20 protein-coding genes, 1 pseudogene and 1 CRISPR repeat array are annotated in these 26,581 nt (G+C 36.6%); of the genes and pseudogenes, 14 read left to right on the plus strand and 7 right to left on the minus strand.

Going from position 1 to position 26,581, the window contains the following annotated elements; all coding sequences use genetic code 11:
• The first annotated feature begins 231 nt into the window (after positions 1–231).
• Positions 232–921, plus strand: a complete 690-nt coding sequence (locus H5968_RS05725) for a universal stress protein (RefSeq protein ID WP_242027481.1) — start codon at positions 232–234, stop codon at positions 919–921.
• 138 nt (positions 922–1,059) lie between these two features.
• Positions 1,060–2,397, plus strand: a complete 1,338-nt coding sequence (locus tag H5968_RS05730) for an SLC13 family permease (RefSeq protein WP_187039146.1) — start codon at positions 1,060–1,062, stop codon at positions 2,395–2,397.
• A gap of 190 nt (positions 2,398–2,587) precedes the next feature.
• Here the strand turns inward: H5968_RS05730 and H5968_RS05735 are convergent, their stop codons facing one another.
• On the minus strand, positions 2,588–2,791 hold the full coding sequence (locus tag H5968_RS05735; RefSeq protein ID WP_096568732.1) for a chlorophyll a/b-binding protein: 204 nt from the start codon (positions 2,789–2,791) through the stop codon (positions 2,588–2,590).
• Between the two features lie 736 nt (positions 2,792–3,527).
• On the opposite strand from H5968_RS05735, the gene H5968_RS05740 reads away from it, so the two are divergent.
• Positions 3,528–6,575, plus strand: a complete 3,048-nt coding sequence (locus tag H5968_RS05740) for a YrzE family protein (protein WP_187039162.1) — start codon at positions 3,528–3,530, stop codon at positions 6,573–6,575.
• A 258-nt stretch (positions 6,576–6,833) separates the two neighbouring features.
• Here the strand turns inward: H5968_RS05740 and H5968_RS05745 are convergent, their stop codons facing one another.
• The 5 genes from H5968_RS05745 to H5968_RS05750 form a co-directional block, all read right to left on the minus strand.
• Entirely contained in the window at positions 6,834–7,523 is a 690-nt protein-coding gene (locus H5968_RS05745) for a transposase (RefSeq protein ID WP_187039147.1), read from the minus strand.
• A gap of 195 nt (positions 7,524–7,718) precedes the next feature.
• Positions 7,719–7,847 carry a hypothetical protein gene (locus H5968_RS25505; RefSeq protein ID WP_255427057.1) on the minus strand — a complete coding sequence of 43 codons (129 nt, stop codon included), beginning with the start codon at positions 7,845–7,847 and terminating at the stop codon, positions 7,719–7,721.
• A gap of 239 nt (positions 7,848–8,086) precedes the next feature.
• On the minus strand, positions 8,087–8,215 hold the full coding sequence (locus H5968_RS25510) for a hypothetical protein (RefSeq protein ID WP_255427058.1): 129 nt from the start codon (positions 8,213–8,215) through the stop codon (positions 8,087–8,089).
• 791 nt (positions 8,216–9,006) lie between these two features.
• On the minus strand, positions 9,007–9,135 hold the full coding sequence (locus tag H5968_RS25515; RefSeq protein WP_255427059.1) for a hypothetical protein: 129 nt from the start codon (positions 9,133–9,135) through the stop codon (positions 9,007–9,009).
• Positions 9,136–9,376: 241 nt separating this feature from the next.
• Entirely contained in the window at positions 9,377–10,321 is a 945-nt protein-coding gene (locus H5968_RS05750; RefSeq protein ID WP_187039148.1) for a YafY family protein, read from the minus strand.
• A 169-nt stretch (positions 10,322–10,490) separates the two neighbouring features.
• Between H5968_RS05750 and H5968_RS05755 the strand changes: the two genes are divergently transcribed.
• The 11 genes and pseudogenes from H5968_RS05755 (at position 10,491) to H5968_RS05805 (ending at position 25,484) form a co-directional block, all read left to right on the plus strand.
• Entirely contained in the window at positions 10,491–11,108 is a 618-nt protein-coding gene (locus H5968_RS05755) for a Uma2 family endonuclease (RefSeq protein ID WP_370569748.1), read from the plus strand.
• A gap of 255 nt (positions 11,109–11,363) precedes the next feature.
• Complete coding sequence (gene cas3, locus H5968_RS05760) at positions 11,364–13,487, plus strand: type I-D CRISPR-associated helicase Cas3' (RefSeq protein WP_187039149.1); 2,124 nt, start codon at positions 11,364–11,366, stop codon at positions 13,485–13,487.
• A 67-nt stretch (positions 13,488–13,554) separates the two neighbouring features.
• A complete protein-coding gene (gene cas10d, locus H5968_RS05765; protein WP_187039150.1) occupies positions 13,555–16,509 on the plus strand; it encodes a type I-D CRISPR-associated protein Cas10d/Csc3 in 2,955 nt (984 codons plus the stop codon).
• Between the two features lie 27 nt (positions 16,510–16,536).
• Complete coding sequence (gene cas7d / locus H5968_RS05770) at positions 16,537–17,520, plus strand: type I-D CRISPR-associated protein Cas7/Csc2 (RefSeq protein ID WP_187039151.1); 984 nt, start codon at positions 16,537–16,539, stop codon at positions 17,518–17,520.
• 66 nt (positions 17,521–17,586) lie between these two features.
• Entirely contained in the window at positions 17,587–18,300 is a 714-nt protein-coding gene (gene cas5d / locus H5968_RS05775; RefSeq protein WP_187039152.1) for a type I-D CRISPR-associated protein Cas5/Csc1, read from the plus strand.
• Positions 18,297–19,070, plus strand: a complete 774-nt coding sequence (gene cas6 / locus H5968_RS05780; RefSeq protein WP_187039153.1) for a CRISPR-associated endoribonuclease Cas6 — start codon at positions 18,297–18,299, stop codon at positions 19,068–19,070. The genes cas5d and cas6 overlap by 4 nt, the downstream gene beginning before the upstream one ends.
• Positions 19,071–19,286: 216 nt before the next feature.
• The gene (cas4, locus tag H5968_RS05785; protein WP_187039154.1) at positions 19,287–19,871 is read left to right on the plus strand and encodes a CRISPR-associated protein Cas4; all 585 of its coding nucleotides are present in this window, start codon (positions 19,287–19,289) and stop codon (positions 19,869–19,871) included.
• Between the two features lie 4 nt (positions 19,872–19,875).
• Complete coding sequence (cas1d, locus tag H5968_RS05790) at positions 19,876–20,853, plus strand: type I-D CRISPR-associated endonuclease Cas1d (RefSeq protein ID WP_187039155.1); 978 nt, start codon at positions 19,876–19,878, stop codon at positions 20,851–20,853.
• Positions 20,850–21,143, plus strand: coding sequence for a CRISPR-associated endonuclease Cas2 (cas2, locus tag H5968_RS05795; protein WP_096568703.1), 294 nt, complete (start codon positions 20,850–20,852; stop codon positions 21,141–21,143). Before cas1d ends, cas2 begins: the two co-directional genes overlap by 4 nt.
• Before the next feature lie 211 nt (positions 21,144–21,354).
• Positions 21,355–24,269: a CRISPR direct-repeat array (repeat unit 37 nt; unit sequence GTTTCTAATTACCTAATCCCCGCAAGGGGACTGAAAC).
• Between the two features lie 9 nt (positions 24,270–24,278).
• Positions 24,279–24,455, plus strand: a pseudogene (locus H5968_RS05800) (CRISPR-associated endoribonuclease Cas6); the annotation flags it as partial.
• A gap of 162 nt (positions 24,456–24,617) precedes the next feature.
• Positions 24,618–25,484: an alpha/beta fold hydrolase gene (locus tag H5968_RS05805; RefSeq protein ID WP_187039156.1), complete on the plus strand. Its 867-nt coding sequence runs from the start codon at positions 24,618–24,620 to the stop codon at positions 25,482–25,484.
• A gap of 150 nt (positions 25,485–25,634) precedes the next feature.
• Here H5968_RS05805 and H5968_RS05810 read toward each other — a convergent pair whose 3' ends face one another.
• Positions 25,635–26,327, minus strand: a complete 693-nt coding sequence (locus H5968_RS05810; protein ID WP_187039157.1) for a rhomboid family intramembrane serine protease — start codon at positions 26,325–26,327, stop codon at positions 25,635–25,637.
• Between the last annotated feature and the right edge of the window lie 254 nt (positions 26,328–26,581).

Genomic DNA, 26,581 nt, shown 5'->3' on the forward strand with positions numbered 1-26,581 from the left:
AAACCTTGGCTGTAATACCAGTTGTTCTTGGGTTTTCCTTAATCAATCTGCGATTTTAGTCAATGATTTTGGATGAACTAGGAATGTAAGAATTAACGAGTCAGAAATCAGAATGCTTGCTTAATCATTTGGTGATAAAATGGTCGTTTTTCATGGTGCGTTTAAAAAAGCTGATTACTGATAGCGGAATACTTACTTATGAATCCAAAATCTAAAATCTAAAATCTAAAATTGGCATCCCTGCTTCTCATTCATCATTCGTTTCAAGGGAGAGAAGTTAAAGCTGTGACAATCAAGCCATTGTTAGCACGTTTACAAGGTGCTATTGGTCGCCATGACCTGATTGAGCAAATGGTATTACTACCTGCTCCAAAAAAATGCCTGAGTGAGAAAAATTCACTGGTAAAATCCATCAAGTTAATTGTTGGTTATGATGGTTCTCCTAATAGTCATACAGCCTTAGATATTGCTTTTTGTATTGCACATCAAACCCATTTAGCAAGCAATATTCAAGTCAATGTTCAGGCTGTTTATGTGTTAGAAGAACAGGCAAGTATTTCTGATTATCATAAATTCAATTATCCACCAAATTGGGCTGGTTTGACACATCAATATTTTGAGTTAAGCCAATCAACAACAATGGTGTTAACGCCATCAAAACCTCAGTTACTTACCACTTCAGCACCGGAAAAAGCAGATAAAATTCTTTGGCAAGCCAAAAATTTAGCCCAAGAATGGCAGAGTGATTTTAAATCTCATCTACGATTTGGTAACTTATCTACTGAACTGAAAAAAGTTGTAGAATTAGAAACTGCTGATGCTCTAGTTTTAGGTTGTCAATCTATCAATCATCCTGTGATTGAAAGTTTAGATCCTCATTTTCCCTGTGCTGTTTTGGGTATTCCTCGGTGTCTTGATTAATCACCTAATAATTACTTAATACATTTTTAATGCCCATGCACCAATAATCAACTATTAAGTCGCCTATAGTTACATATAGGTGGCTTTTTCGCTCTTTTTCACACAATAAAAAACAATCACATTATCAGGGAAGATGATATGGAAAACTGGCAAGCTGTTTTCAGCGTTATCACATTTATCACCGTCATTGTGGTAATCATGACGGAATGGATTGATCTAATGGTAGCTGCTTTTTTGGGAGCATTAATATTAGTCTTTGCTAATATCATGACTTTACCAGAAGCCGTTAGCTATATTGGTAAAAGTCATGGAACTTTGGGTTTATTTTTTGGTGTGATGGTATTAGTAAGAGCATTTGAACCGACTAATATCTTTAGTTATATAGCTACACAAATAGTCATTCTTGCTCAAGGAAGTGGCAAAAAATTACTATTAGGTATTGTGGCATTAGTTACGCCAATTTGTGCTGTTTTACCTAATGCTACTACAGTCATGTTATTAGCTCCATTAATTCCGCCAATGGCACAAGAAATAGGAGTTAATTTTGTCCCTTTATTAATTTTGATGGTGTTTGTTGCTAATAGTGCCGGATTATTAACATTAGTAGGAGATCCAGCCACATTTATTGTAGGTGATGCTGTAAATATTAGCTTCATAGATTATTTAGGGAAATTAAGTTTAGGAGGAGTAATTGCTGTTTTGACTGTTGTAGTAACACTACCAATTTTATTTAGAAAAATTTGGCATAAAAACTTAGATGATTTAGCAGAATTACCCCATCCCCAAATCAATCATCCACGAGTTTTAATAGTAGGGGGAGTGATAGTAGCTTTTGTGTTAACATTTTTTGTAATTGGTGAATCTTTACCAATACCGATTTCCCCTGCGGCAGTGGCTTTGTTAGGTGCTGCTTTAGCTTTATTACTGGCACACAAAAGCAGAATTGATTCAGTTCATAATATTTTGCGAGATGTAGATTGGAGTACCTTAATTTTTTTCATGAGCATTTTTGTCCTGATCGGAGGACTGGATAAAACAGGTGTGATTAAGAGTTTATCAGGTGTTTTAGGGCTGATTTTAGGTAAAAATATTTTGCTAGGTTCTGTACTTTTGTTATTTGTAGTAGGAATCTTATCAAGTGTTGTACCGAATATTCCTTTAGTTGTGGCAATGGTTCCTTTGTTGAAACAATATCTTGTGAATGTGGGATTAGCACCAGCAGAAGTTTTATCACCAGATTTTCAAGGACAGTTTCCCCCAGAAGTTTTACCACTGTTTTATGCCATGATGTTTGGCGCAACTTTGGGGGGAAATGGCACCTTGGTGGGAGCATCTTCTAATATTGTGGCTGCTGGTATTGCTGAACAACATGGAAAACGCATTTCTTTTAAGACTTTTCTACATTATGGTATTCCTGTTACCTTATTGCAGCTGATAACTTCAGCTTTGTATGTGCTGGTGCGTTTTTTACTTTAATTTTTTACTTTCAACATAAAATGCTCAAAAGATAGATCCCTAACTTCTTTGAGAAGTCAGGGATTTAGGTGTTACAAGATAGGGGAGATGGGGAGGAAAATTTTAGATTTTAGATTGGAGATGACAAAAACAATCCAAAATCCAAAATAAATAACTCCTGACTCCTGACTCCTGGATCTCCTTTCTGACGTTAATATCTCAAGATGTGTAAAATGTCACGAAGAACGCTATAACCAGCTAAATCCCAAAGTAGATAAGCTAAAAATCCAATCATTGCCAAGCGTCCATTCCACAATTCTGCTTGAGGATTCCAACCAAAAATAAAGGCATTACGATCTACACCATTATAAGCTTTAGCAACGGGTGGTATATCAGTAGATGAGCGAGTTTCCATTTTTTACCTCCAAATTTCAACAAGTTTCACAAGTTTCACAAGTTTCACAAGTTTCACAAGTTTCACAAGTTTCACAAGTTTCAAGTTTAATGTTTTGAATCTTTTGTTCACTTTTTTTATGCTTAACTTTAATGTAGCTTTTACACACACAGTTGTTTTATGCCTATAGGTACAAACTATAGGCATTTCTTAGGGACGATAATTTAAAAGCTATTTACCCAGATAAATCTACCCTGAGATGGTGAAAAAAAATTTTAATTTAAATCAATGTAAACCAGCTATCAAAAATTGAATTACTACAATCCAAGCAAAAAAATGTTCACCTAAAGAATAGCAGTATTGATATTAATAAATCAGCTAGAATTTATATAAATTTACAATAATAAAATCATCAACTTCTATCTAACGTTATATAAGGCTTTCCCACTTGAGATGGATGCTAAGATCCCCTAATTTCTTGGATTCTGAAGGTTGGACAAGTTGAATATTTACATCCAGCAGTGGTCATTAGTGAGGCAGTCAAACCCTTATGTTGCATAGCTTTGTAATTATAGCAGGAGTCAGGAGTCGTAGGGGCGAAGCATTCGGAAAATATCCTTTGGGAAATACCGATCATTAATCGCTCGAATGCTTCGCCCCTACTTCGCCCGTACAGGAGTCAGGAGTAAAACACTAACTTGGCAGTGCAAATTTAAATTAAACTTAAAATTAAACTTAGAGGTAGGAAATAGAAATGATGCAGGAACTATACAAACACTTATTGTGGATAGCACAAGTACCTGTAACTACTCCCAACGTCACACCAGCACAGGCTTCGATTCTCACATCTGGTCCGCGCTTTTTTGTGGCTTTAATTTCTGGAGTAATTCTCGCCTTTGCCTTTCAATTAGTGTTAACTAATCTCTCAATTGCTGCGGGTATTTCCTATTTAGGACATCCTTCAGAATCTCAGGAAATTGAAAGTTTTGGTGGCACAATTCGCAAAATTGGCACGAGGTTGGGAATTTGGACATTAGTTACAGTCACAATTGCTTTATTCATCGCTTGTTTCTTAGCTGTAAAATTGAGTTTATTAATTTTAGATCCGGGATTAGGAGCAATTTTAGGTTTAGTCATTTGGGGAGCGTATTTTCTATTACTAATGTGGGTAAGTTCAACTACAGTTGGTTCTTTAATAGGTTCAGTTGTGAATACGGCTACTGCCAGTTTTCAGGCGATTATGGGTACAGCTACAGCTGCATTAGGCGCTAGGTCTGTAAATCAGCAAGTGGTAGCTACTGCGGAAGCGGCTGCCTCGGCGGTGCGTCGGGAATTAGGAAGCGCCATTCCCCCCGCAAGTATTCGCCAAAACGTAGAATATTACATAGAAAAACTACGTCCCCCAGAACTTGATATATCGCAGATTCGGGATGAGTTTAAAAGCTTACTTAATGAACCACAATTTAAAGCGATCGCCACCAGTCCAGACTTGGGAAAAATCGACCGTCAACAGTTTGTTGATTTAGTTAACAGTCGCACCGATTTATCCCAACGAGAAGTTAACCGCATTGCTGACGCTTTACAAAATGTTTGGGAACAAGTAGTGAGTCAACAAAAACCTACGAAAGAAAGTTTAGGTGAGTTGGTAAACTATCTGAAATCCCTTCCTCCGGGACAAACCAAAACCGATGAACTTAACGCCAAACTTGACCAATTAATTGCTGAAATTCACTCTACCAAAGAAACAGAACAAAAACCAGGAATGATGCAACAAGCAATATCAGCACTGACTGGGGTAGTGTTAGGTAGGGCAGATTTGTCTGATTTGGATGTAGAAAAAATTTGGCGTTCCTTAAATACTGCTAGAGAAAAAGTCATAGAACAAGTTACAGAACAACCTTATAATCCCATTCGTGCAGATATTGACAACTACTTACTTAACTCTTATCCTTGGCAACTCAGTCAAGAAAGAATTGCCCAAGAATTTCGAGATGTGATTTATGATCCTGCGGCTGATCCTGGGGTAATACGTAGGGAATTAGAGCAAATTAACCGTCAAGATTTTATCAAGATTTTGCAAGCTAAGGGATTATTAGCTCAAGCACAAATTTACCAAATTGCTGATCAATTGGTAATGGTGCGGGATGAGGTTTTGGTAATAGTAACAGCGCAGGAAGAAAGAGAAATTGTCCAAGATTTGCAAAGACGAGTGGAAAGTTATTTACTGGTGACTCCGAAAGCAGATTTAACATCAGCAGGAATTGAGAATAATTTTAAACCGCTGTTGGCAGATCCAGAAGCAGATTATCAAACTTTATCCCGACGACTAGCACAAGTTGAACGGGAAGAAATGGCTGAGATTCTGTTAGCACGCAATGATATTCAAGAACGAGATTTAGATCCGATTTTAGATGAATTGGAAATGCAGCGCGATCGCGTGTTGGTAGAATCTTTAGGACTGGCACAACAGGCACAACATCAAGCGGAAACTCTCTGGTTAAATGTGGAATCATATCTGCGAAATACAGGCAAAGAACAATTAAACCCTGATGCTATTCGCGCTGATTTAAAACGACTTTTAGAAGACCCCCAAGCGGGAATTTTAGCCATTCGGACGCGGTTATCTCGCTTTGATAGAGATACTTTGGTGCAATTATTAAGTCAACGTCAAGATTTAACAGAAGCACAAGTTCATCAAATGATTGATGTAGTAGAAGAATCATGGCATAACATCCGCCACATACCGCAATTTGTGGGGGAAAAAGCACGGGAACAATATGATTCTGTCACCGCGACTATTGCAGATTATCTGCGAAATACCGGTAAGGAAGAATTGAATCCTGAAGGTATTCAACGAGATTTCACAAGGTTGTTTGAAAACCCTAGAGAGGGTGTTATGGTATTGCGTCGCCGGTTATCACGGATTGATAGAGATACTTTGGTGAAATTGTTAAGTCAACGTCAAGACTTGAGTGAGGAACAAGTTAATCAAATCATTGATAATGTACAAACATCCATTAGAAATATAGTCCGTGCGCCCCGTCGGTTAGCAACAAGAACACAACAAATAATCCAAAATTTTCAAACTTATTTACAGGAGTATTTACGACATACTGGTAAAGCAGAATTGCACCCGGAAGGAATTAAGAGAGATTTGCATTTATTGTTGCATGATCCCAGAGTGGGGATGGAAAGTTTCAGCGATCGCCTTTCCCATTTCGATAGAGAAACAATTATCGCTTTGTTGAAAATTCGGGAAGATATTACAGATGAAGAAGCAGCGAGAATTGCTGATAATATGATCTCAGTGCGTGACCAATTTGTAGAACAGGTGCGGGGTATTCAAAGAAGGATTCAAGATGCAATTGAAGGCATTTTTGCCAGGATTCGTAATTATCTTAATTCTCTAGAACGACCGGAATTGAATTATGAAGGAATACAGCATGATATCCGTCAATTGTTTGAAGATCCTCAAGCTGGGTTTGAAGCATTGCGCGATCGCTTGTCTCATTTCAATCGTGAAACTTTAGTAGCTATTTTCAGTTCCCGTGAAGATATTTCTGAGGCAGATGTTAACCGTATTATTGACAGAATAGAACACGCTCGGAATATGGTTTTACAACGAGCAGAACAGCTACAACATGAAGCACAACATCGGCTAGAACAGTTAAAACATCAAGCACAACGTCAAGCAGAAGAAACCCGCAAAGCTGCTGCTAATGCTGCTTGGTGGTTGTTTGCGACGGCAGTTGTTTCTGGTATTTCTGCGGCTTTAGGCGGATCAATTGCTGTTGTGCTGGTTTAGGTTTTTCAATAATGGACAATTACCTGTACCTGAAAATCCGAGGATTAAAAAAGCTAAATTTTCTGCTTTTTTTACTTGAAAGGGGAGGTTTGAAACCGTTCGGCAGTTCGACAGACTCACTGACCACTGACGCTCACGGCGGAAGCCTTGAATAAAACAATTATCAATTATCAACTATCAATTATCAATTGATAAGTTGTCTTTAGCCTCCCAACAGCGGGGTTTTTTTGATTAATAATTCAATAATGAAGGCGATCGCTAATTAACATTTACAGGATTTTCCTCATCTTCTGCCCAATTTATTGGATTGTTGACAATGTACTGACGAATATTTTTTAATTCTTCCTCATTACGAATAATATGTTCATGAAAATTACGTTGCCAAATCACATTTCCTTGAGCTTTATTGATGCGATTCACCCGCCTTGTAGAAACAGATTTATAATTTTGAATTATTGCTGCCAAAGATTGTGGTTTTGTGCCATTAATTTTCACCTGTTTAATTCCAGGGACTGTAGGGGCGAAGCATTGGCTCGATAAATTTTGTTGTTGTTGATAATTGAAATTTGCCAATGCTTCGCCCTTCCCATCAGAAAACGATTGTGAAAAATCTTGCTTTGCCAATGCTTCGCCCTTCCCATCAGAAAACGATTGTGAAAAATCTTGCTTTGCTTCACTGTTAACTATGATAATAATTCCATGTACATGATTGGGCATGATCAGAAATTCATCTAACTCTACACTTTGAAAATGCCGAGGAATAGATAACCAACAACCCCTTGCTACCTCACCATTTGTATTTAATTTCATTTCACCATCGACAATTTCACCAAATAAACAATTACGGTGATGGGTGCAAATAGTGACAAAATATGCTCCTATTTGAGAATAGTCATATCCTTTTAATCGGATGGAACGACGGTGGTGAATTTCGGGATTATAAGGCATAAATTAAATTCCTGTTAATAGCGTCATGGTTATGGGGAAGGGTGAAGCATTCGCTAATATAGGTTGTCTGTTTGTTGTCTATTTTTACCATGCGAATGCTTCACCCCTACAGGATTATATAATGTGGTGCGATCGCTCAATCAATACAATTTTCATTGTCCCATTTGTAGGGGCAAAGCATTGGCTCAAACATCTTTATTGATTTCGATAATGTAAAATTGCCAATGCTTTGCCCTCTTCTGTTAAACTGTCTGTTTGTTGTCTATTTTTACCATGGGAATGCTTCACCCATACAGGATTATATAATGTGGTGCGATCGCTCAATTAATACAATTTTCATCGTCCCATTTGTAGGGGCAAAGCATTGGCTCAAACATCTTTATTGATTTCGATAATGTAAAATTGCCAATGCTTTGCCCTCTTCTGTGAAACTGTCTGTTTGTTGTCTATTTTTACCATGGGAATGCTTCACCCCTACAGGATTATATAATGTGGTGCGATCGCTCAATCAATACAATTTTCATTGTCCTATTTGTAGGGGCAAAGCATTGGCTCAAACATCTTTATTGATTTCGATAATGTAAAATTGCCAATGCTTTGCCCTCTTCTGTTAAACTGTCTGTTTGTTGTCTATTTTTACCACGGGAATGATTCACCCATACAGGATTATATAATGTGGTGCGATCGCTCAATCAATACAATTTTCATTGTCCTATTTGTAGGGGCAAAGCATTGGCTCAAACATCTTTATTGATTTCGATAATGTAAAATTGCCAATGCTTTGCCCTCTTCTGTTAAACTGTCTGTTTATTGTCTATTTTTACCATGGGAATGATTCACCCATACAGGATTATATAATGTGGTGCGATCGCTCAATCAATACAATTTTCATTGTCCTATTTGTAGGGGCAAAGCATTGGCTCAAACATCTTTATTTATTTCGATAATGTAAAATTGCCAATGCTTTGCCCTCTTCTGTGAAACTGTCTGTTTGTTGTCTATTTTTACCATGGGAATGATTCACCCATACAGGATTATATAATGTGGTGCGATCGCTCAATCAATACAATTTTCATTGTCCTATTTGTAGGGGCAAAGCATTGGCTCAAACATCTTTATTTATTTCGATAATGTAAAATTGCCAATGCTTTGCCCTCTTCTGTGAAACTGTCTGTTTGTTGTCTATTTTTACCATGGGAATGATTCACCCATACAGGATTATATAATGTGGTGCGATCGCTCAATCAATACAATTTTCATTGTCCTATTTGTAGGGGCAAAGCATTGGCTCAAACATCTTTATTTATTTCGATAATGTAAAATTGCCAATGCTTTGCCCTCTTCTGTGAAACTGTCTGTTTGTTGTCTATTTTTACCATGGGAATGATTCACCCATACAGGATTATATAATGTGGTGCGATCGCTCAATTAATACAATTTTCATTGTCCTATTTGTAGGGGCAAAGCATTGGCTCAAACATCTTTATTTATTTCGATAATGTAAAATTGCCAATGCTTTGCCCTCTTCTGTTAAACTGTCTGTTTGTTGTCTATTTTTACCATGCGAATGCTTCACCCCTACAGGATTATATAATGTGGTGCGATCGCTCAATTAATACAATTTTCATCGTCCCATTTGTAGGGGCAAAGCATTGGCTCAAACATCTTTATTGATTTCAATAATGTAAAATTGCCAATGCTTTGCCCTCTTCTGTTAAACCCCATAGTGGAACAGGGTGAAGCATTCGCTAATATAGGTTATCTGTTTGTTGTCTATTTTTATCATGCGAATGCTTCACCCCTACAGGATTATATAATGTGGTGCGATCGCTCAATTAATACAATTTTCATGTTTAATCAATGTAATTATCATAAGCTTTTTTCAAAGCATCCTTGACTTGCTTTGCCACCCAATCAGGACTTAAAACCCTAGCATTAGCACCGTACTGGAGTATTCTTTGACGAAACCAAAATATACAGTCTTCTTGAGTTAAAATATCAACATATTCTGTAGTTTCCAGTGAGGAAATAACTGTTTCATGGGGTCTGCGGGGTCTATAACTCGCTAAATCTCCTGTCAGACGGTATTTAATATCTAAAGTAGGAAATTTACTATAAGTCCAGGGAGTCTGGGAAACTCCACCAACTCTGGTGATGCGGTCCACTCTCAAAGTAATGTTTTGTTCAGCATTGGGTCGGGTTTCTAAGTGATAACTCCGAAAGTCTGGAACTAAAGCAAACAAATAGAGTACACCGTTATGTAATCTCAGTTCTGACTTATCTAAATCCCAGAATGTTTCTTTACCTTGTTTGCTGCGATACCAAACTACAAAGCGGCGTTTTTGCTGAAACCGTTGCTGTAAATGACGTACAATTTCATTGATTTTATCTTCACTGTAGTCTGTGGGTGGATGAAAGTCTGTTATCAGATTAGGGGACTTGAGTTTTTTATTAAAGTTACCAATCTGGTAAATGTGTCCTGCTTCTGCGGAAAACCCCAGACTCGTCAATAACTCAGAGGCCATTGATAGTGCTTGTCTTTGTTCTTCAGATAAAATCACCGGAAACACTGATGTCACTAACTCATAAGGGCGGTTGGGTGCAGCTTTAATTTCAAAACCACAGTCTCGGAGTTTACCAATGGCACGAGTAATTTTCTGTGATAAATCACCAGCTTCAAAACCGCGATCGCTCAATTTTACCATTAATATATCTTTTTTTAATGGTTGTTCCGCTAGTAGTTTTAATATTTCTAATGCAAATATTAATTGATTAGATTTATCATTTATAGATGACATTTTAACTGGTATAATATATCTATGTTTGGGAATCTGCAAGCGATCGCCTAACCGTAGGATGAATTAGGATGAATTAGGATTAATTAGGATTAATTCTGTATTTTCAAGGTTTCTTCTGCTAGTAGCTTCAATGTTAATCTGAAACTAATACAAAAAGAATTAGGAGGGAATGATGGCACAAACTAATGTAAAAAATAATATTTATCCAACAGTTATGGTCAATATTCCTACTACAATAACATTGAAAATTTCCCATGAGCAGTTTTTAGATTTGGTGCTTGCTAACAGAGATTTACAATTAGAAAGAAATGCTACGGGAGAATTAATTATTATGCCTCCTACTGGAAGTTATACTGGAAAAAGAAACTTTGATATTGCTGGACAATTATGGTTTTGGAATCGTCAAACTAAATCAGGAGAAGCGTTTGATTCTTCCACTGGTTTTCATCTTCCTAATGGTAGCGATCGCTCTCCTGATGCAGCTTGGGTAAAACAAGAAAAATGGGATACTCTCAGTTTAGAACAAAAAGAAACTTTTGCACCTATTTGTCCTGATTTTGTTCTAGAACTACGTTCTAAAACTGATTCTTTAGAAAAATTGCAATCTAAAATGAGGGAATATATAGAAAATGGTGCTAGTTTAGGTTGGTTAATTGATCAAAAAAATCAACGAGTAGAAATTTATCGTCCAGGTAAAGATGTGGAAATTTTAGAACATCCTACGAGTTTGTCTGGGGAAGATATTTTACCTGGGTTTATTTTGGATTTAACTGAGGTTTGGAAATGAGAATATGAATACAAATATAAAACTATGTATCTCTTAGGGATTCAGCAAGGTTAAACCCTTAAAATATGGGTATAATCCTAAATCTTTTTATGGTGTTATTTGCTGATAATTGCTTATAGAACTCTATTTACGCTAATTCGAGTATAATAATATTGCTCAAATCTACCCAAAAATTTTGAGATATAGTCATTTTTTGATAACATCTCTGTTTCCAGAAGTAATAAATTAGTCACATCCAACAAATACTGAACTACAGTGAAAATTTCTTTACTGCCATTATACTCCAAATTGAATAGGGGTGTGGGGGCTTGTGCTTTGGGGTGTCTACAAACTTGCAAAGTCAAACAACAAGCACCCAACTTTGGAGAAGGTAACAATTGTCCTTTATCTTCCCACCAAGCAGAAACTTATCACGCCATTATTAACAGCGATGCAGAAATTATATTTAATACCTCTGCTACAGGTGATGGTAAATCCTTAGCTGCTTATTTAGCAAGTTTATTAAATAGTGATTTTCAGGTAATATCACTTTATCCCACCATTGAATTAGTTGCAGATCAAAAAAGACAGATTATCAATTATTATCAAAAATTCAATCTTGCAGAAATTGATGAGATAGAAAGTCTTTATGGTGCAAAGTTAGCAGAATTAGTAGAACAGGGAGAAAAAACTAATAAATTTAAAGAATTATTGAGAATAATCAAACATAAATCTGTGATTTTGACTAACCCTGATATTTTCCATTTAGCTACCCATTCTCGTTATCAAAATCCTGCTTATAGTCGCGCAGAATTAGCGATTACTTTAGGTAGAAATCCTGATTTATATATAGCAGATGAATTTCATATTTTTGGTTCACATCAAGAAGCTGCCATTCTCAATAGTTTATTACTAATTCGCCATAATCGTCCTAAAAAACGACCGCTGCGAGTTTTATTTACTTCCGCAACTCCCAAGGACAATTTTGTTAAACTCCTTAAAACTGCTGATTTTAAGGTAACATCAATTAAGGGAGAATATGAAAGTAAACCTACTGCTGGATATCGGCAAATTTGTCAACCTATTGATTTAGAATTTGTACAATTAGACAGAGAAAGCGACGCTTTCAACTGGTTAATTCAAGAACATGAACAAATTAGAAATATTCTCCACCAAGAAGGTAAAGGTAGAGGGGGAATTATTCTTAATTCTGTGGCTTTAGTGAGTAGAACTGTGAGAGAATTAAACAAACTAATGTCTCCTGATGTGAAAGTCCTAGAAATTAGTGGTAGAATTGATAAACAAGAGAGAGAAAAAATACATAATGATTTAGAAAACTCTGAGCAACCTGTGTTAATTGTGGGAACTTCTGCGGTTGATGTGGGTGTTGATTTTAGGATACATTTATTAATTTTTGAAGCGAGTGATTCTGCTACATTTATTCAGCGTTTGGGGCGTTTGGGTCGTCATTCTGGATTTAATCATTATCAGAGTTTTGTACTTTTATCTGGTCGTACTCCTTGGATAAAATCAAGATTAGAAGAGAAACTAACTAACTCAGAATATGATCGTGATCAGTTTCAAGAAATTATTACAGAAGTGTTTAACGCACCTACAGTTTTTACAGAATATCCTAAATATTGGGGTGCTTTACAAGCGCAAGGAATGTTATTTAGTATGGGTAGTAAAAAAGCAGGAGTTATTGAACAATTAAAAGATAAAATATCGGAAGATTTACGCTTAGTTTACGGTGAACAACTAGATAAAAAACGTGGACATTGGTTTGCTTTAGGTAAGGATGAAAAAGGAGTAGGAAAAGCAGTACAACAGGAGTTATTAAGGTTTAGAGGTGGTTCTGATTTACAAGCTGCGGTGTGGGATGAAGGACGTTTTTACACTTATGATTTATTGAGGTTATTAGCTTATGCAGAAGTAGAAATAATTGAGAGGGAGGAGTTTTTAAAAGCTGCGGTAAATGCTGATCATTCCCATACAGAATTTCCAGAGAAATATATTCAAGTTTATCTGAAAGTTCAAAAGTGGTCAGATCAAAGATATAATATTGAGTTAGAATGCGATCGCTCTAGTGATGAAATTCAACAATGTATCCTTACTTTTGTGGATAAATTAAGTATTGTTGGACATCCACAAACAGAAGTTAATCGTTGTTTAAAAAGACAGAAATTATTAGGTTTTTTAGTTCCGGTTAACCGTACTCCTAATAATAGTCATTGGCAAATTAGTCAGACTTTGTATTTAAGTCCTACCTTTGGACTTTATAGACTTAAAGATAGTGATGGACAATTTTATGGTTGTGCTTTTCATCAAGATGCTTTGTTATTAGAAGCTGTAAAATGGAAAATTAGACGATGTGAAAGAAGTAAATCTTACATTTTTTAACAACCACAAATAAAAACCACAAATAAAAAACACAAATAAAAACCACAAATAAAGTGATTTTACAACTATGCCTACATTATTACAAGCCTTACTGATTGAAACTTTACCAGCAGACACAGATCCGATTTTAACTTTATTTGTTAACACTATTTTGCCGGCAATGGAAAGGGAATTTGCCCTTATTCCTGCTATGGGAGGTTCAGAAATAGTACATTATCATAATTTGGTGAAATTGGGTGATCAACACGCCCAGGAAAACGCTCAACGTTGGGCAAATAAACCTGATCAAAGTTTATTAGTTCATGTTTTAAATGGGTTATTAATTGCGTGGAATTTGAGTCTGCATTTATCACCACGTCAGCAATTAAAAGATGAGGAAAAGAGATTATTATGTTTAGGAATTGCCTTACATGACTATAATAAATATGTGAAAGCACAAGGGGAAGAACAAGCACCACCAAAAGCCCATGAAATTGAGGAAATTATTAATTTATGTAGGGAATTGGGGACAAAATTAAACTTTACAGAATTTTGGACAGAGTGGCCAGATTATTTGTTAGAAATAGCATTTTTAGCACAAAATACCCAGTTTAATGTAGATAGTAGTTCTATTATTTCTCTGTGGGAAAATGAGCAGCGACAATTCACTATTAAGGATAAAAGATTAACTGATATTTTACGGCATTTATTAGCCTTTGGAGATATTGCAGTACATATATCTGATCCTGCGGAAATTATCACAACTACAAAAGGTGATAGATTACGAGATCACTTATATTGGTTAAATATTTCCAAGAAATTAGTTTACCATCGTTTACGAGATTGTCGGGGATTAATTACCAATCAAATTCATAATGCAGTAGTTAATTTTGCCCATGAATTAGGATGGGAAGAAATGCTCTGTTTTGCTCAGGGTGTAGTTTATTTAGCTCCTAATGATGTCACAAAACCACAATTTACAGATGTACAAACTGCTGTTTGGGATAATTTAATTAATGGTAATGAAGAAAGAAATCAAAAAGGACTAGCAGAGTATTTTCAAAGTGGTGATGTGGGTTATGTTCGTGATGGTAAAGGTTTAAAAATTGCTCCCCAAACCTCAGAATTATTCACACCTCAAGATTTAATTTGCCAACTTCCTGAAGTTGTACAGGTGAAAGTTGCTAATACTAAATCACCTGCAACACCAAAAAGGTTAGAAAAGTTAGATTTAAACCCAACAGAAATACAGTTTTTAAATACTGGTGCTGATATTCGCGCTGATAGGTTAGCGGAGTTTATCATATTAGCTCAAAAAGAATTTTTTGCTAATTCTTCAGATTATATCAATTGGATACTTAATACTTTAGAATTAGCTGCGGAAATATCCCCAGAAGCTACACAAAAACAGTCAGGAGGAGTTAATTATGGTTGGTATCAAGTGGCGGCTAATTATATTGCTAAAAATCCCACTTTAGACGAAAATCAAGTTAGAAAATATTTGCAAGATTTGGCGAATAAATTAGCAAATTGGGCTGAAGAAAATAAATTGTTGGCAGAAAATAGCAGTCCTACATATCAAGCATTTATTGATTATTTGTCTGAATATTTGGAAATATTTACCACTGGAGATAAAAATAGTGATTTTACTCAAGAATTAACAGCTTATACCCAAGCTAAAATCACTAATAAACCACTGTGTTCTTTCAGTAGTGGAGAAGCATTAGCTGAGGAACAGTTAGATACTGTAGTTTTGTTTAAACCTCAACAATATAGTAATAAAAACGCCTTGGGAGGAGGGAGAATTAAACGAGGAATATCAAAAATTTGGTCTTTAGAAATGTTATTGCGTCAAGCATTTTTAGGCGCACCCGCAGGAAAGTTAGAGGAACAACAACCAGTATTTCTTTATATTTTTCCAGCTTATGTTTATTCTCCCCAAGTAGCTAAAGCTGTGAGGTTATTAGTGAAGGAATTTAAAAGAGTTAATTTGTGGGAGGTGCGTAAACATTGGTTAGATGCAGAAATGCAATATCAAGGATTACAAAATTTACCTTGGAGAGAAAATGATGATGTAGAAGAGGGAAGATTTGCCAAATCTAAAAATTATTCAGTTACAGACTTACCTTTTATGGCGATGACTTATACCACAACTAGAGGTAAAACAGTTACAGATGCGTGGGTAGAACCGATTTTTTTAGCATTATCTTTACCGCTTTTATTAGGTGTAAAAGTTGTGGCTACTGCTAGTCCCGATCCGCTTTATGCAAGTGATCAAGAGTTTTTACAATCAGCAGTTGTAGATGGTGCGGCGGGTTTTTGGCAGTTACTCAATACATCATCAAATGTCAGAATCCAGGAGTTATCACCTGCTTTAAATAGGTTATTAATTACCTACAGTTTACATTTAGATAATAGGAGTAAAAAACCCGATGCTAGATGGCAAGCATTAACCGGAACTGTGAGAGATTTAGTCACAGATGTTTTAAATATCTTTGCTATTTCTGATCAAGGATTTCGTAATAGTAAAAAAGAACCAGGAAACAATGATGTTAAAAGAATTTGGAATTATGCCCAAACCTGGGTAAAAGGAGACAAACAAATGCAAGAAAAACTGAAATTAATTGAGCGTATTGTTCAAGAATATCGTCAATTTTATCAAGTGAATGTTGGTGAATCTAGTCACTCAATTCTGTTGCCAATTTCTAAAGCTCTAGAGGTAATTTTGACTGTTCCTAATCACCTGGAAACCGATGATATCATCTTACAAGGTGCCGGTCAATTATACGATGCTTTGGAAAGACAGGAAGCATTTAAACGCCCATTGTTGATGAATAAAACTGTGGAGTATTCTGAACGTAAAAATCAAGAATTAATGGCAATTCGTCAGTTTATGACTACCTGTGTTAATGATTTATTTCTGGGACTTTATAAAGGCGATCGCGCACTACTCCAAGAAAACCGCAATCGCATCAAATCCGGTGCTGAATTTGCCTATCGTTGGTTATCTTTGCCATCAAAAAACACTGAACAAAACACTTAAAAATCTGAATCATAAGGAATTAAAAACATGAACTTAAAAACCCTGAAACCTGAATTTCATACTGCTTTCCCCCGGTTAGCATCTGGTAAATATGTCCACTTTTTAATGTTACGTCACAGTCAGTCTTTTCCCGTGTTTCAAACTGATAGTGTTCTCAATACTGCACGTACTCAAGCAGGGTTAAAAACCCCCGATTCTATCAGTCGGTTAGTAATGTTTAAACGTAAACAAATCACCCCAGAAAGATTAGCAGGAAGGGAGTTATTACGTTCTTTAAATTTAACCAGTGCTGACTCCACAGATAGAGAAAAATTCTGTGAATATAATGGTGAGGGTTCTTGTAAAAAATGTCCTGATTGTATTATTTATGGTTTTGCCATTGGTGATAGTGGTTCAGAGCGTTCTAAGGTTTATTCTGATTCTGCATTTTCACTTAGTTCTTATGAACAATCTCACCGGAGTTTTACCTTTAATGCACCATTTGAAGGTGGAACAATGAGCGAAAAAGGAGTGATGAGAAGTGCAATTAATGAATTAGATCATGTTCTCCCAGAAGTCACATTTCCCACTGTAGAAACTCTCAGAGATCCAACATTTGAAGGCTTTTTATATGTCTTAGGAAATCTCCTCAGAACCCGGCGTTATGGCGCACAGGAATCACGTACAGGCACAATGACTAATCATATTATTGGTATTGTCCTTTGTGATGGGGAAATTTTTAGTAATCTTCACCTCACCCAAGCATTATATGATGCTCTCAAACCAGATATTAATGCCCCAATTGCAGATATCATTACCAAAGCAACAGAGGTGACTACTAATTTATTGAATCAAGAACCAGTGCGTAAAAATCAGGTAATTATGGGTTCTCAATTAACGGATTTATTAACTGAGGTTTCCGCTATTTATCAAGATGAAACTTTGTTACAAAGTACCATAACAACACTATATCAGCAAACAAAAACCTATGCTGAAACCTATGGTGCTGCTGCTAAAAAGAGTAAAAAATAGTCCACTGTAAAAACATCACTGGGGGTCTTTCCTCCAGTATTATCTATCTTCAAATTTAGGAATGATATGATTATTTACCAATGTGATTTAACCCTACATGATAATGTATTCTTTGCCAGTCGTGAAATGGGTATTCTCTATGAAACTGAGAAATATCTACATAATTGGGCTTTGAGTTTTGCGTTTTTTGAAACTGCTTATATTCCTAGACCTTATAGACTTCAAGGTGAAGCAGCCCAAAAACCTACTTATTTAGAAGTTAATCAAGAACAAAGTCTTTTACATCTAAATAAAGCAGGAATTTATGTTTTTCCAGCTTTACCTATTACTTGGTCATATCAAGTCAATACCTTCAAGGCTGCCCAAGTTCCTTATTATGGAAAATCAGCACAATTCGGTGGTGAAGGTGCAAGAAAAAATTACCCTGTTAACTATGGTCGTGCTAAAGAATTAGCTATAGGTAGTCATTTCCAAACCTATATCTTGGCTAATAAAAATATCATCATTCCCCATTGGATTCGATTAGGTAAATGGTCAGCAAAAATTAAGGTTGATACCAAAATAATAACAGATGTTAAACAAAAATCTGGAGAATATATAACCAGACATCCTTTAAATCCCCTAGACCTATCTACAACAACTAGATTATCACTTTACAATCGTATTGTTATGCCTCCTTCGAGTTTAGTTAGTCAAGCTCAATTATCAGGAGAATATTATGAACTTTCTGATCAAACTTGTTTGCCTTTAGGAGTTGCTTATGGGGCTAATATCAAATGAATTTACACAGTTTAGTTATTGAATTAGGTGCTGCTAGTGAAAAGCCTATTCCAGCTACATTAAATAGGGCGATTCATTCTCAATTTATGGCATGGTTAAGTTTAGGAAATCCACACATAGCTAAATCAGTTCATGATAGTCAGGAATCTCCTTTTAGTTTATCAGGATTAATTGGTTATCGTCGTCTACATGGTACAAGATTAGGTGATAATTTTATCATTCGTATTTCTCTGTTAGATGATAATTTAATTGATCCACTTCTACAGGGTATAGAACTCTCTCAAAATCAGTCTCTTTATCTTGGTAATTTTCCTTTTGTAATTCGTGGTATTTCTACTTTTCCTGGTTCTCATTCTTTAGTGAATGTTTCTGATTATTGTATTTTAGCAAATACCAATGATTTCAATTCTGAAATTGTGCTAAATTTTGTATCACCCACGAGTTTCAAGCAACATCAAAATATCCAACCTTTCCCTTTAACGGAGTTAGTATTTAATAGTTTGTTACGTCGTTGGAATCATTTTGCACCTTCAGATTTACACTTTCCTGAAATTAAATGGCAAGGTTTGGTTTCTGCTTTTAACCTCAAAACCCATGCTTTAAAAATGGAAGCGGGTGCAGAAATTGGTGCTATAGGCTGGGTGAAATATCGTTTTTTAGATTCTGAACAAGCGAGAATTGCTACTATTTTATCTCACTTTGCTGTCTTTTCTGGTGTGGGGAGAAAAACAACTATGGGCATGGGACAGGTGGTAACAATTGATAATTGACAATTGACAATTGACAATTGATAATTGATAATTAATTTTTTTTTCAAGCGGAGGTTTTAAAACTTAAATAAAGCAATTGTCAATAACAAAATACAGAGGCACAGAGGTCACGTAACTTGGAAATTTCAGAGATATTTGATGTAAGTATTAAACAATTACCAATTACCAATTACCAATTACCAATTACCAATTACCAATTACCAATTACCTAATACAATGAATGAAGATTATTTACCCCTAGCTTATCTCAATGCTTGGGAATATTGCCCCCGGCGTTTTTACTTGGAATATGTGTTAGGTGAAATGGAAGACAACGAACACATTATTTTAGGTCGTCATATCCACCGCAATATTAATGAAGATGGGACTTTTCAAGATGGTGAAACTTTAATTCATCAACAACAATGGGTATGGTCTGAACGTCTCAAGGTTTCCGGTGTTATTGATGCGGTGGAAGAATGTGATGGTCAACTTGTGCCGGTGGAATACAAAAAAGGTAAGATGGCACAACATCTAAATGACCATTTTCAATTATGTGCTGCGGCTTTATGTTTGGAAGAACGGACTGGTAGAAAGATTACCTATGGTGAAATATTTTATCATGCCAATCGTCGTAGACAAACTGTGGTTTTTACTCCCCAATTACGACAAATGACTGAACAGGCTATAGCATTAGCTCAAGTTGCTAGTCAAAACCAAATGCCAGCACCTATTGATCATACCAAAAAATGTCAATCCTGTAGTTTACAACGGATTTGTTTACCTTTTGAAGTCAAACAATTAAAATCTCAGGAGTTCTAAAATTATGACTACTCTGTATGTAATTCAACCTGATGCTATTCTTAGCAAAGATTATGAGGCTTTTGTAGTAACTTTAAAACAAGAAGATGGTACTTGGAAAAAACATAAAGTCGCTGCTCAAACTGTGAATGAAATTGTCTTAATGGGTAATCCTCAAGTAACTGGTGATGCCTTTACCTATGCTTTAGAATTAGGAATGCCCATACATTATCTTTCCTGTTTTGGTAAATACTTGGGTTCAGCTTTACCTAAATCTTCTCGTAATGGTCAACTGCGATTAGCACAATATCAAGTTTATTCCGATCCTGTGAAAAGATTGGAATTAGTGAAAACCATTGTCACTGCAAAAATTCATAATCAATATCATGTATTGTACCGACATAATGAAAAAGATAATCCCCTCAAAGAACGCAAAAGTTTAGTTAAAAATCAACAAACTTTAGACCAAGTTCGGGGTGTGGAAGGTTTAGCAGCTAGGGAATATTTCGCCTGTTGGCAGAATATGGTAGGTAAACAATGGACATTTAATGGTAGAAATCGTCGTCCACCAACTGATCCGGTAAATTCATTGTTGAGTTTTGCTTATGCTTTATTACAAAGTCAAGTAATGGCAGCAGTAAATGTGGCAGGTTTAGATCCTTATATCGGTTATTTACATGAAGTCCATCATGGACAACCAGCGATGGTGTTGGATTTAATGGAGGAATTTAGAGCATTGATAGCTGATAATTTGGTGTTGTCTATTTTAAACAAGCAAGAAATTAAACCTAATGATTTTAATGAAAGTTTAGGTGCTTATCGTTTAAAGGATAATGCTAAAAAAACATTCCTGCAAGCCTTTGATAAAAAGATGAATGATGAATTTAAACATCCGGTGTTTGATTATCGTTGTACCTACAGACGAGGAATAGAATTACAAGCACGGTTATTGAGTCGTCATTTACAAGAAGGTGTACCCTACAAACCATTATCATTAAGATGACAACACATTTTTATCTCATAATTTACGACTTACCAGATAGCAAAGCTGCTAACAAACGCAGGACAAGATTACATAAAATGTTGGGTGGTTACGGAAAATGGACTCAATATAGTGTGTTTGAATGTTTTTTGACTGCGGTGCAGTTTGCGACACTGCAAACCAAGATAGAACGATTGATTAAATCTGAAGAGGATTCGATTAGAATTTATGTACTAGATGCTGGGAGTGTGAAAAAAACTATCACTTATGGTTCGGAAACCCCTAGACAAGAGCAAGCGATAATCATATAATTGATATATCAGCTTGAATTTTTGGCAGACCTAGAGCGGGGGCAAAAACCCTGGGGGGTCCGCCAAATCGCCAGAACCTTGATAATTGAATAGTTCCAGCGTTTCATCAGTTTCAGTTGGCGGTTAACCCGAAGCCTGAAATGAGGTTTTTTCAGAGGTCCGCCAAATTCCCCCCTACAGTCTGCTCCCAGACTATGTTTCAGAGGGCGGGGTTTCTAATTACCTAATCCCCGCAAGGGGACTGAAACAGCAACTGGACATTATCAATGCCGGATACGCAATGGTTTCTAATTACCTAATCCCCGCAAGGGGACTGAAACTAACCCAAACTGCAACTCATCAACATGAATACCATGGTTTCTAATTACCTAATCCCCGCAAGGGGACTGAAACAATACTAGGAGTTTAGCTAGGAATATTTCATGTCAAGTTTCTAATTACCTAATCCCCGCAAGGGGACTGAAACATTTTAGAAATTCAAGAGATTCAGAAAACAAAACTGGTTTCTAATTACCTAATCCCCGCAAGGGGACTGAAACTTCCAATATTGGATATCGGTCATAGTTTTATGGGCATCTTGGTTTCTAATTACCTAATCCCCGCAAGGGGACTGAAACGTTAATGAAGCTGCTTAACAATGCAATTCCCCGTAGGTTTCTAATTACCTAATCCCCGCAAGGGGACTGAAACTCCACTACCTTCACCACTGCCAAATTTATAGCCGTGCTGTTTCTAATTACCTAATCCCCGCAAGGGGACTGAAACTACACCGCCACTGCTACCATTTAGTCGCAGAGATGCGTTTCTAATTACCTAATCCCCGCAAGGGGACTGAAACATATATGGCTGTTCATCAATCGACATAGAAATCTTTGTTTCTAATTACCTAATCCCCGCAAGGGGACTGAAACTTGGCTATCCGTTTTTCCATTTAACCAATCCTCAAAGGTTTCTAATTACCTAATCCCCGCAAGGGGACTGAAACCTTTGTTAGTAGGTTATATTGAGTCAGTTGTCAATACAGGGTTTCTAATTACCTAATCCCCGCAAGGGGACTGAAACACACCAAAATCATCTACCACAAGATTAACAAGCTCGTTTCTAATTACCTAATCCCCGCAAGGGGACTGAAACGTCAATCAGGCTGCCTCCCCTTTTAATAAAAAACCCAAGTTTCTAATTACCTAATCCCCGCAAGGGGACTGAAACTTTTGGCGATGGTTCAAAAACAAAGACAATGGAGTGTTTCTAATTACCTAATCCCCGCAAGGGGACTGAAACCTAGAACTCTTTTAGCTAACGCTACATCTTTATCTTTAGGTTTCTAATTACCTAATCCCCGCAAGGGGACTGAAACACCAAAGAAGAATTTCACGCAGATAGAACTCTTTTTGTTTCTAATTACCTAATCCCCGCAAGGGGACTGAAACGAAACGTAAACAGTATTAAAGCAGGGATAGCTTACAGAGGTTTCTAATTACCTAATCCCCGCAAGGGGACTGAAACAATAATTAGTTTGTCAGCCACCCACCCATAAAAAGGTTTCTAATTACCTAATCCCCGCAAGGGGACTGAAACAAAAATTCTGGTAAAAAAGGCACATTTGTTAGGTTTCTAATTACCTAATCCCCGCAAGGGGACTGAAACGTTAATCAGGAATTGATTTAAATGACTTAAAACCTAAGTTTCTAATTACCTAATCCCCGCAAGGGGACTGAAACCAAGCTTCTTTGTCAATAGTTCTGTGTGGAGGCGTAGTAGTTTCTAATTACCTAATCCCCGCAAGGGGACTGAAACAAATGAGAGGATACTGAATAGCCACAAAAAGGGAAAGTTTCTAATTACCTAATCCCCGCAAGGGGACTGAAACTTCCATCTGTATGGGTATACGGTAGTTCATCTCAGTTTCTAATTACCTAATCCCCGCAAGGGGACTGAAACATAATCCTGTTGCACCTGATACGATCAATCCCCAACCTAGTTTCTAATTACCTAATCCCCGCAAGGGGACTGAAACACTGGGAAACATTACTACACTTTTCAGAAATATTATGTTTCTAATTACCTAATCCCCGCAAGGGGACTGAAACAGTGTTTGTAAACATTGGTATTTCATGTTTACCAAAGTTTCTAATTACCTAATCCCCGCAAGGGGACTGAAACATCAGTTCCCATTGTTTAGTAACTAATTGTAATTTATGTTTCTAATTACCTAATCCCCGCAAGGGGACTGAAACATTTATCATAATTTAAAGACGCAAAAGAACCCTGTAGTTTCTAATTACCTAATCCCCGCAAGGGGACTGAAACTGAGTTACAGCAGGGTTACCGTGGTTAGTCAAGACTGTTTCTAATTACCTAATCCCCGCAAGGGGACTGAAACGTTTTTTAGGTCGTCGTCCAACCCTGAATTAATAAGTTTCTAATTACCTAATCCCCGCAAGGGGACTGAAACACTTACTCCGATAGGGTAGTTGAAAAAAAACTCTTGTTTCTAATTACCTAATCCCCGCAAGGGGACTGAAACAGAATTATAGATTTTTATATTAGTATTTGTGATTTGTGTTTCTAATTACCTAATCCCCGCAAGGGGACTGAAACAAATTGGACAAGCTCGCTTCATTCCGCATTAATTCTGAAAGGTTTCTAATTACCTAATCCCCGCAAGGGGACTGAAACAAGCCAAGCATCTCGGAGAGGGTGCGCCCTTCAAAAGTTTCTAATTACCTAATCCCCGCAAGGGGACTGAAACAGTACCTGTAAACATTGGTAATTTCATGTTTACTAAATCCCTGTTTCTAATTACCTAATCCCCGCAAGGGGACTGAAACATAGAAAACCGTCTTGAGTCCGACTTATTTAGCACGCCAAAGTTTCTAATTACCTAATCCCCGCAAGGGGACTGAAACAAACACCGTTACCTAGAATCGTTGTTAGGTATGGGTTTCTAATTACCTAATCCCCGCAAGGGGACTGAAACAATTATCAAGAGGATAACAGTGATCCTTATTTGTTTGTTTCTAATTACCTAATCCCCGCAAGGGGACTGAAACAAATTCTTCATGGATAGCCTTAATATTCTTTAAATAGTTTCTAATTACCTAATCCCCGCAAGGGGACTGAAACATATAAAACACAGGAGGCGATCGCACGGAAAAAATAGCTACAACTTGGGCAACAATATTAGCAAGAAGCGAAATGAGAGAATCATTACAAATCATAGCTCAAGATTTAGAAATACCATACACCACAGTTAAAACTTATGTTAAATTAGCACCACGGGCGCTGAAAGATAACCAGAGCAATATTTAAACATGATTATGTATTTGGTGAAATTAGCGATCGCTTTTTCCAATATGTGAATTATATTAAATTAGCGATCGCCAAAAAAGATTAAATATTAAATATTAAATATTAAATATTAAATATTAAATATTAAATTTAATCTTGTTTATTTTGAGGAGTAAATTAATAGTGAAAGCAAAAATCAGAGATACAGAAATCTATTTTGATATTGACGGTTGTGGGTTAGCAGTTGAAGAACAGGGAATACGTAAAAAACCAGTTGCTTTCATCATTCATGGCGGACCTGGAGTAGACCACACGAGTTATAAACCTTGTTTTTCTCCCCTCAGTCATCACCTACAAATGGTCTATTTTGATCATCGGGGTCAGGGAAGGTCAGCACGTGGATCAAAAGAAACCTATACCCTAGAAAATAATGTTGAGGATATGGAAGCATTACGCCAATATTTGGGGTTAGAAAAAATCATTTTAATTGGTTCTTCCTATGGGGGTATGGTTGCCCTTTCCTATGCTATCAAATATCCGCAAAATGTTTCTCATTTAATAGTAATTGCCACAACTGCCAGTTCTCGTTTTTTACAACGCGCTCAAGAAATTTTAGCACAAAGAGGAAACCCAGAACAAAAAGCGATCGCCTCTAAACTTTGGGCAGGTGATTTTGAAAACGAAGAACAGCTACGGGAATTTTTTAAAATCATGAATCCAATGTATTGCCAAAGCAATAACCGCAAAACAAATTCCCCAGACTCAAAGCAAACTATCCTCTCAGTTGATGCTATTAATATTGCCTTTAGTGGCTTTTTAAGAAACTATAATATCCTCAACGAATTATATAAAATTACCTCACCAACACTGATAATTGCCGGACGACATGACTGGATCTGTCCCCCAGAATTTTCGGAAGAAATTGCCGAAGCTATTCCTAACGCCCATTTAAAAATATTTGAAAATAGCGGTCATTTAATTCGTGTTGATGAACCGCAATTACTCTTAGATGAAATTATTAATTTTCTCACTAAGCTGTTACACAGCTAAATTGTATAATCCTAATATTCTGAACTCTTGCAGAACAGGCAAGATGCCTGTTCCACTTATACAAATTAAATTCACAACAGCTTATCCTAAAATGCTTAAATATTGTGGGGTGGGTATCTTGCCCGCCAACCCCCAATCACCAATCACCAATCACCTTTTTATCATTTTGATAAAAGCCGCACCTGTAACTAATCCGGCAAACTGTCCCCAATAACCAGGATTAGTAAAACCATCGGCAATATTTAAACTACCAATTCCATAAAATGACTGTTGAATAAACCACCAAAATAAATACCAAAAAGCAGGAATTTCCACAGGAATAAAGATAATAATTAAAGGTAAAATCGAATCTATTTTCACCTTCGGAAACTTGATAACATAAGCACCTAAAATAGCAGCGATCGCCCCATTTGCACCAATCACAGGTACACTTAACTTAGGAAGCATAAAAATTTGCATCATCCCCCCAAACACACCAGCAGCTAAATACAGCAATAAATATCTTTGATGTCCTAAATTTCTTTCTACAGTCTTACCAAAAACCCACAGAAATAAAATATTACCCAAAATTTGACTAAAACTACCATGCACAAACAACGAAAGTGGTAAGGCAATTAACCGCCAAATTACAACTATCCAAGCCGCCGAATTATAAAAAATAGCATTAGTTAAAGCAGTGTTAGTTTGTTCAGGAACAATCCCCCAATTGCTGACAAAGTTACCTAATTTCCCACTTACATCTAGTTGTAATTCCCAACAAAATATCCCCAAATTAATGCCAATCAACCAATAAGTAATAATTGGTTTTTTCCAACTATAAAAGTTATCACTAATAGGAATCATGATCAATGGTAATGGGTAATTGGTAATGGGTAATGGGTAATAGGTAATTGGTAATAGGTAATTGGTAATAGGTAATAGGTAATTGGTAAAAATAAAATTGATTACCCAGTCACCAGTCCCCAGTCCCCAGTCACCAGTCCCCAGTCCCCAGTCACCAGTCACCAGTCCCCAGTCACCAGTCCCCAGTCACCAGTCCCCAGTCACCAGTCACCAGTCCCCAGTCACCAGTCACCAGTCACCAGTCACCAGTCACC

This window comes from Sphaerospermopsis sp. LEGE 00249, from assembly GCF_014299995.1.
In the GTDB taxonomy this organism is placed as follows: domain Bacteria; phylum Cyanobacteriota; class Cyanobacteriia; order Cyanobacteriales; family Nostocaceae; genus Sphaerospermopsis; species Sphaerospermopsis kisseleviana.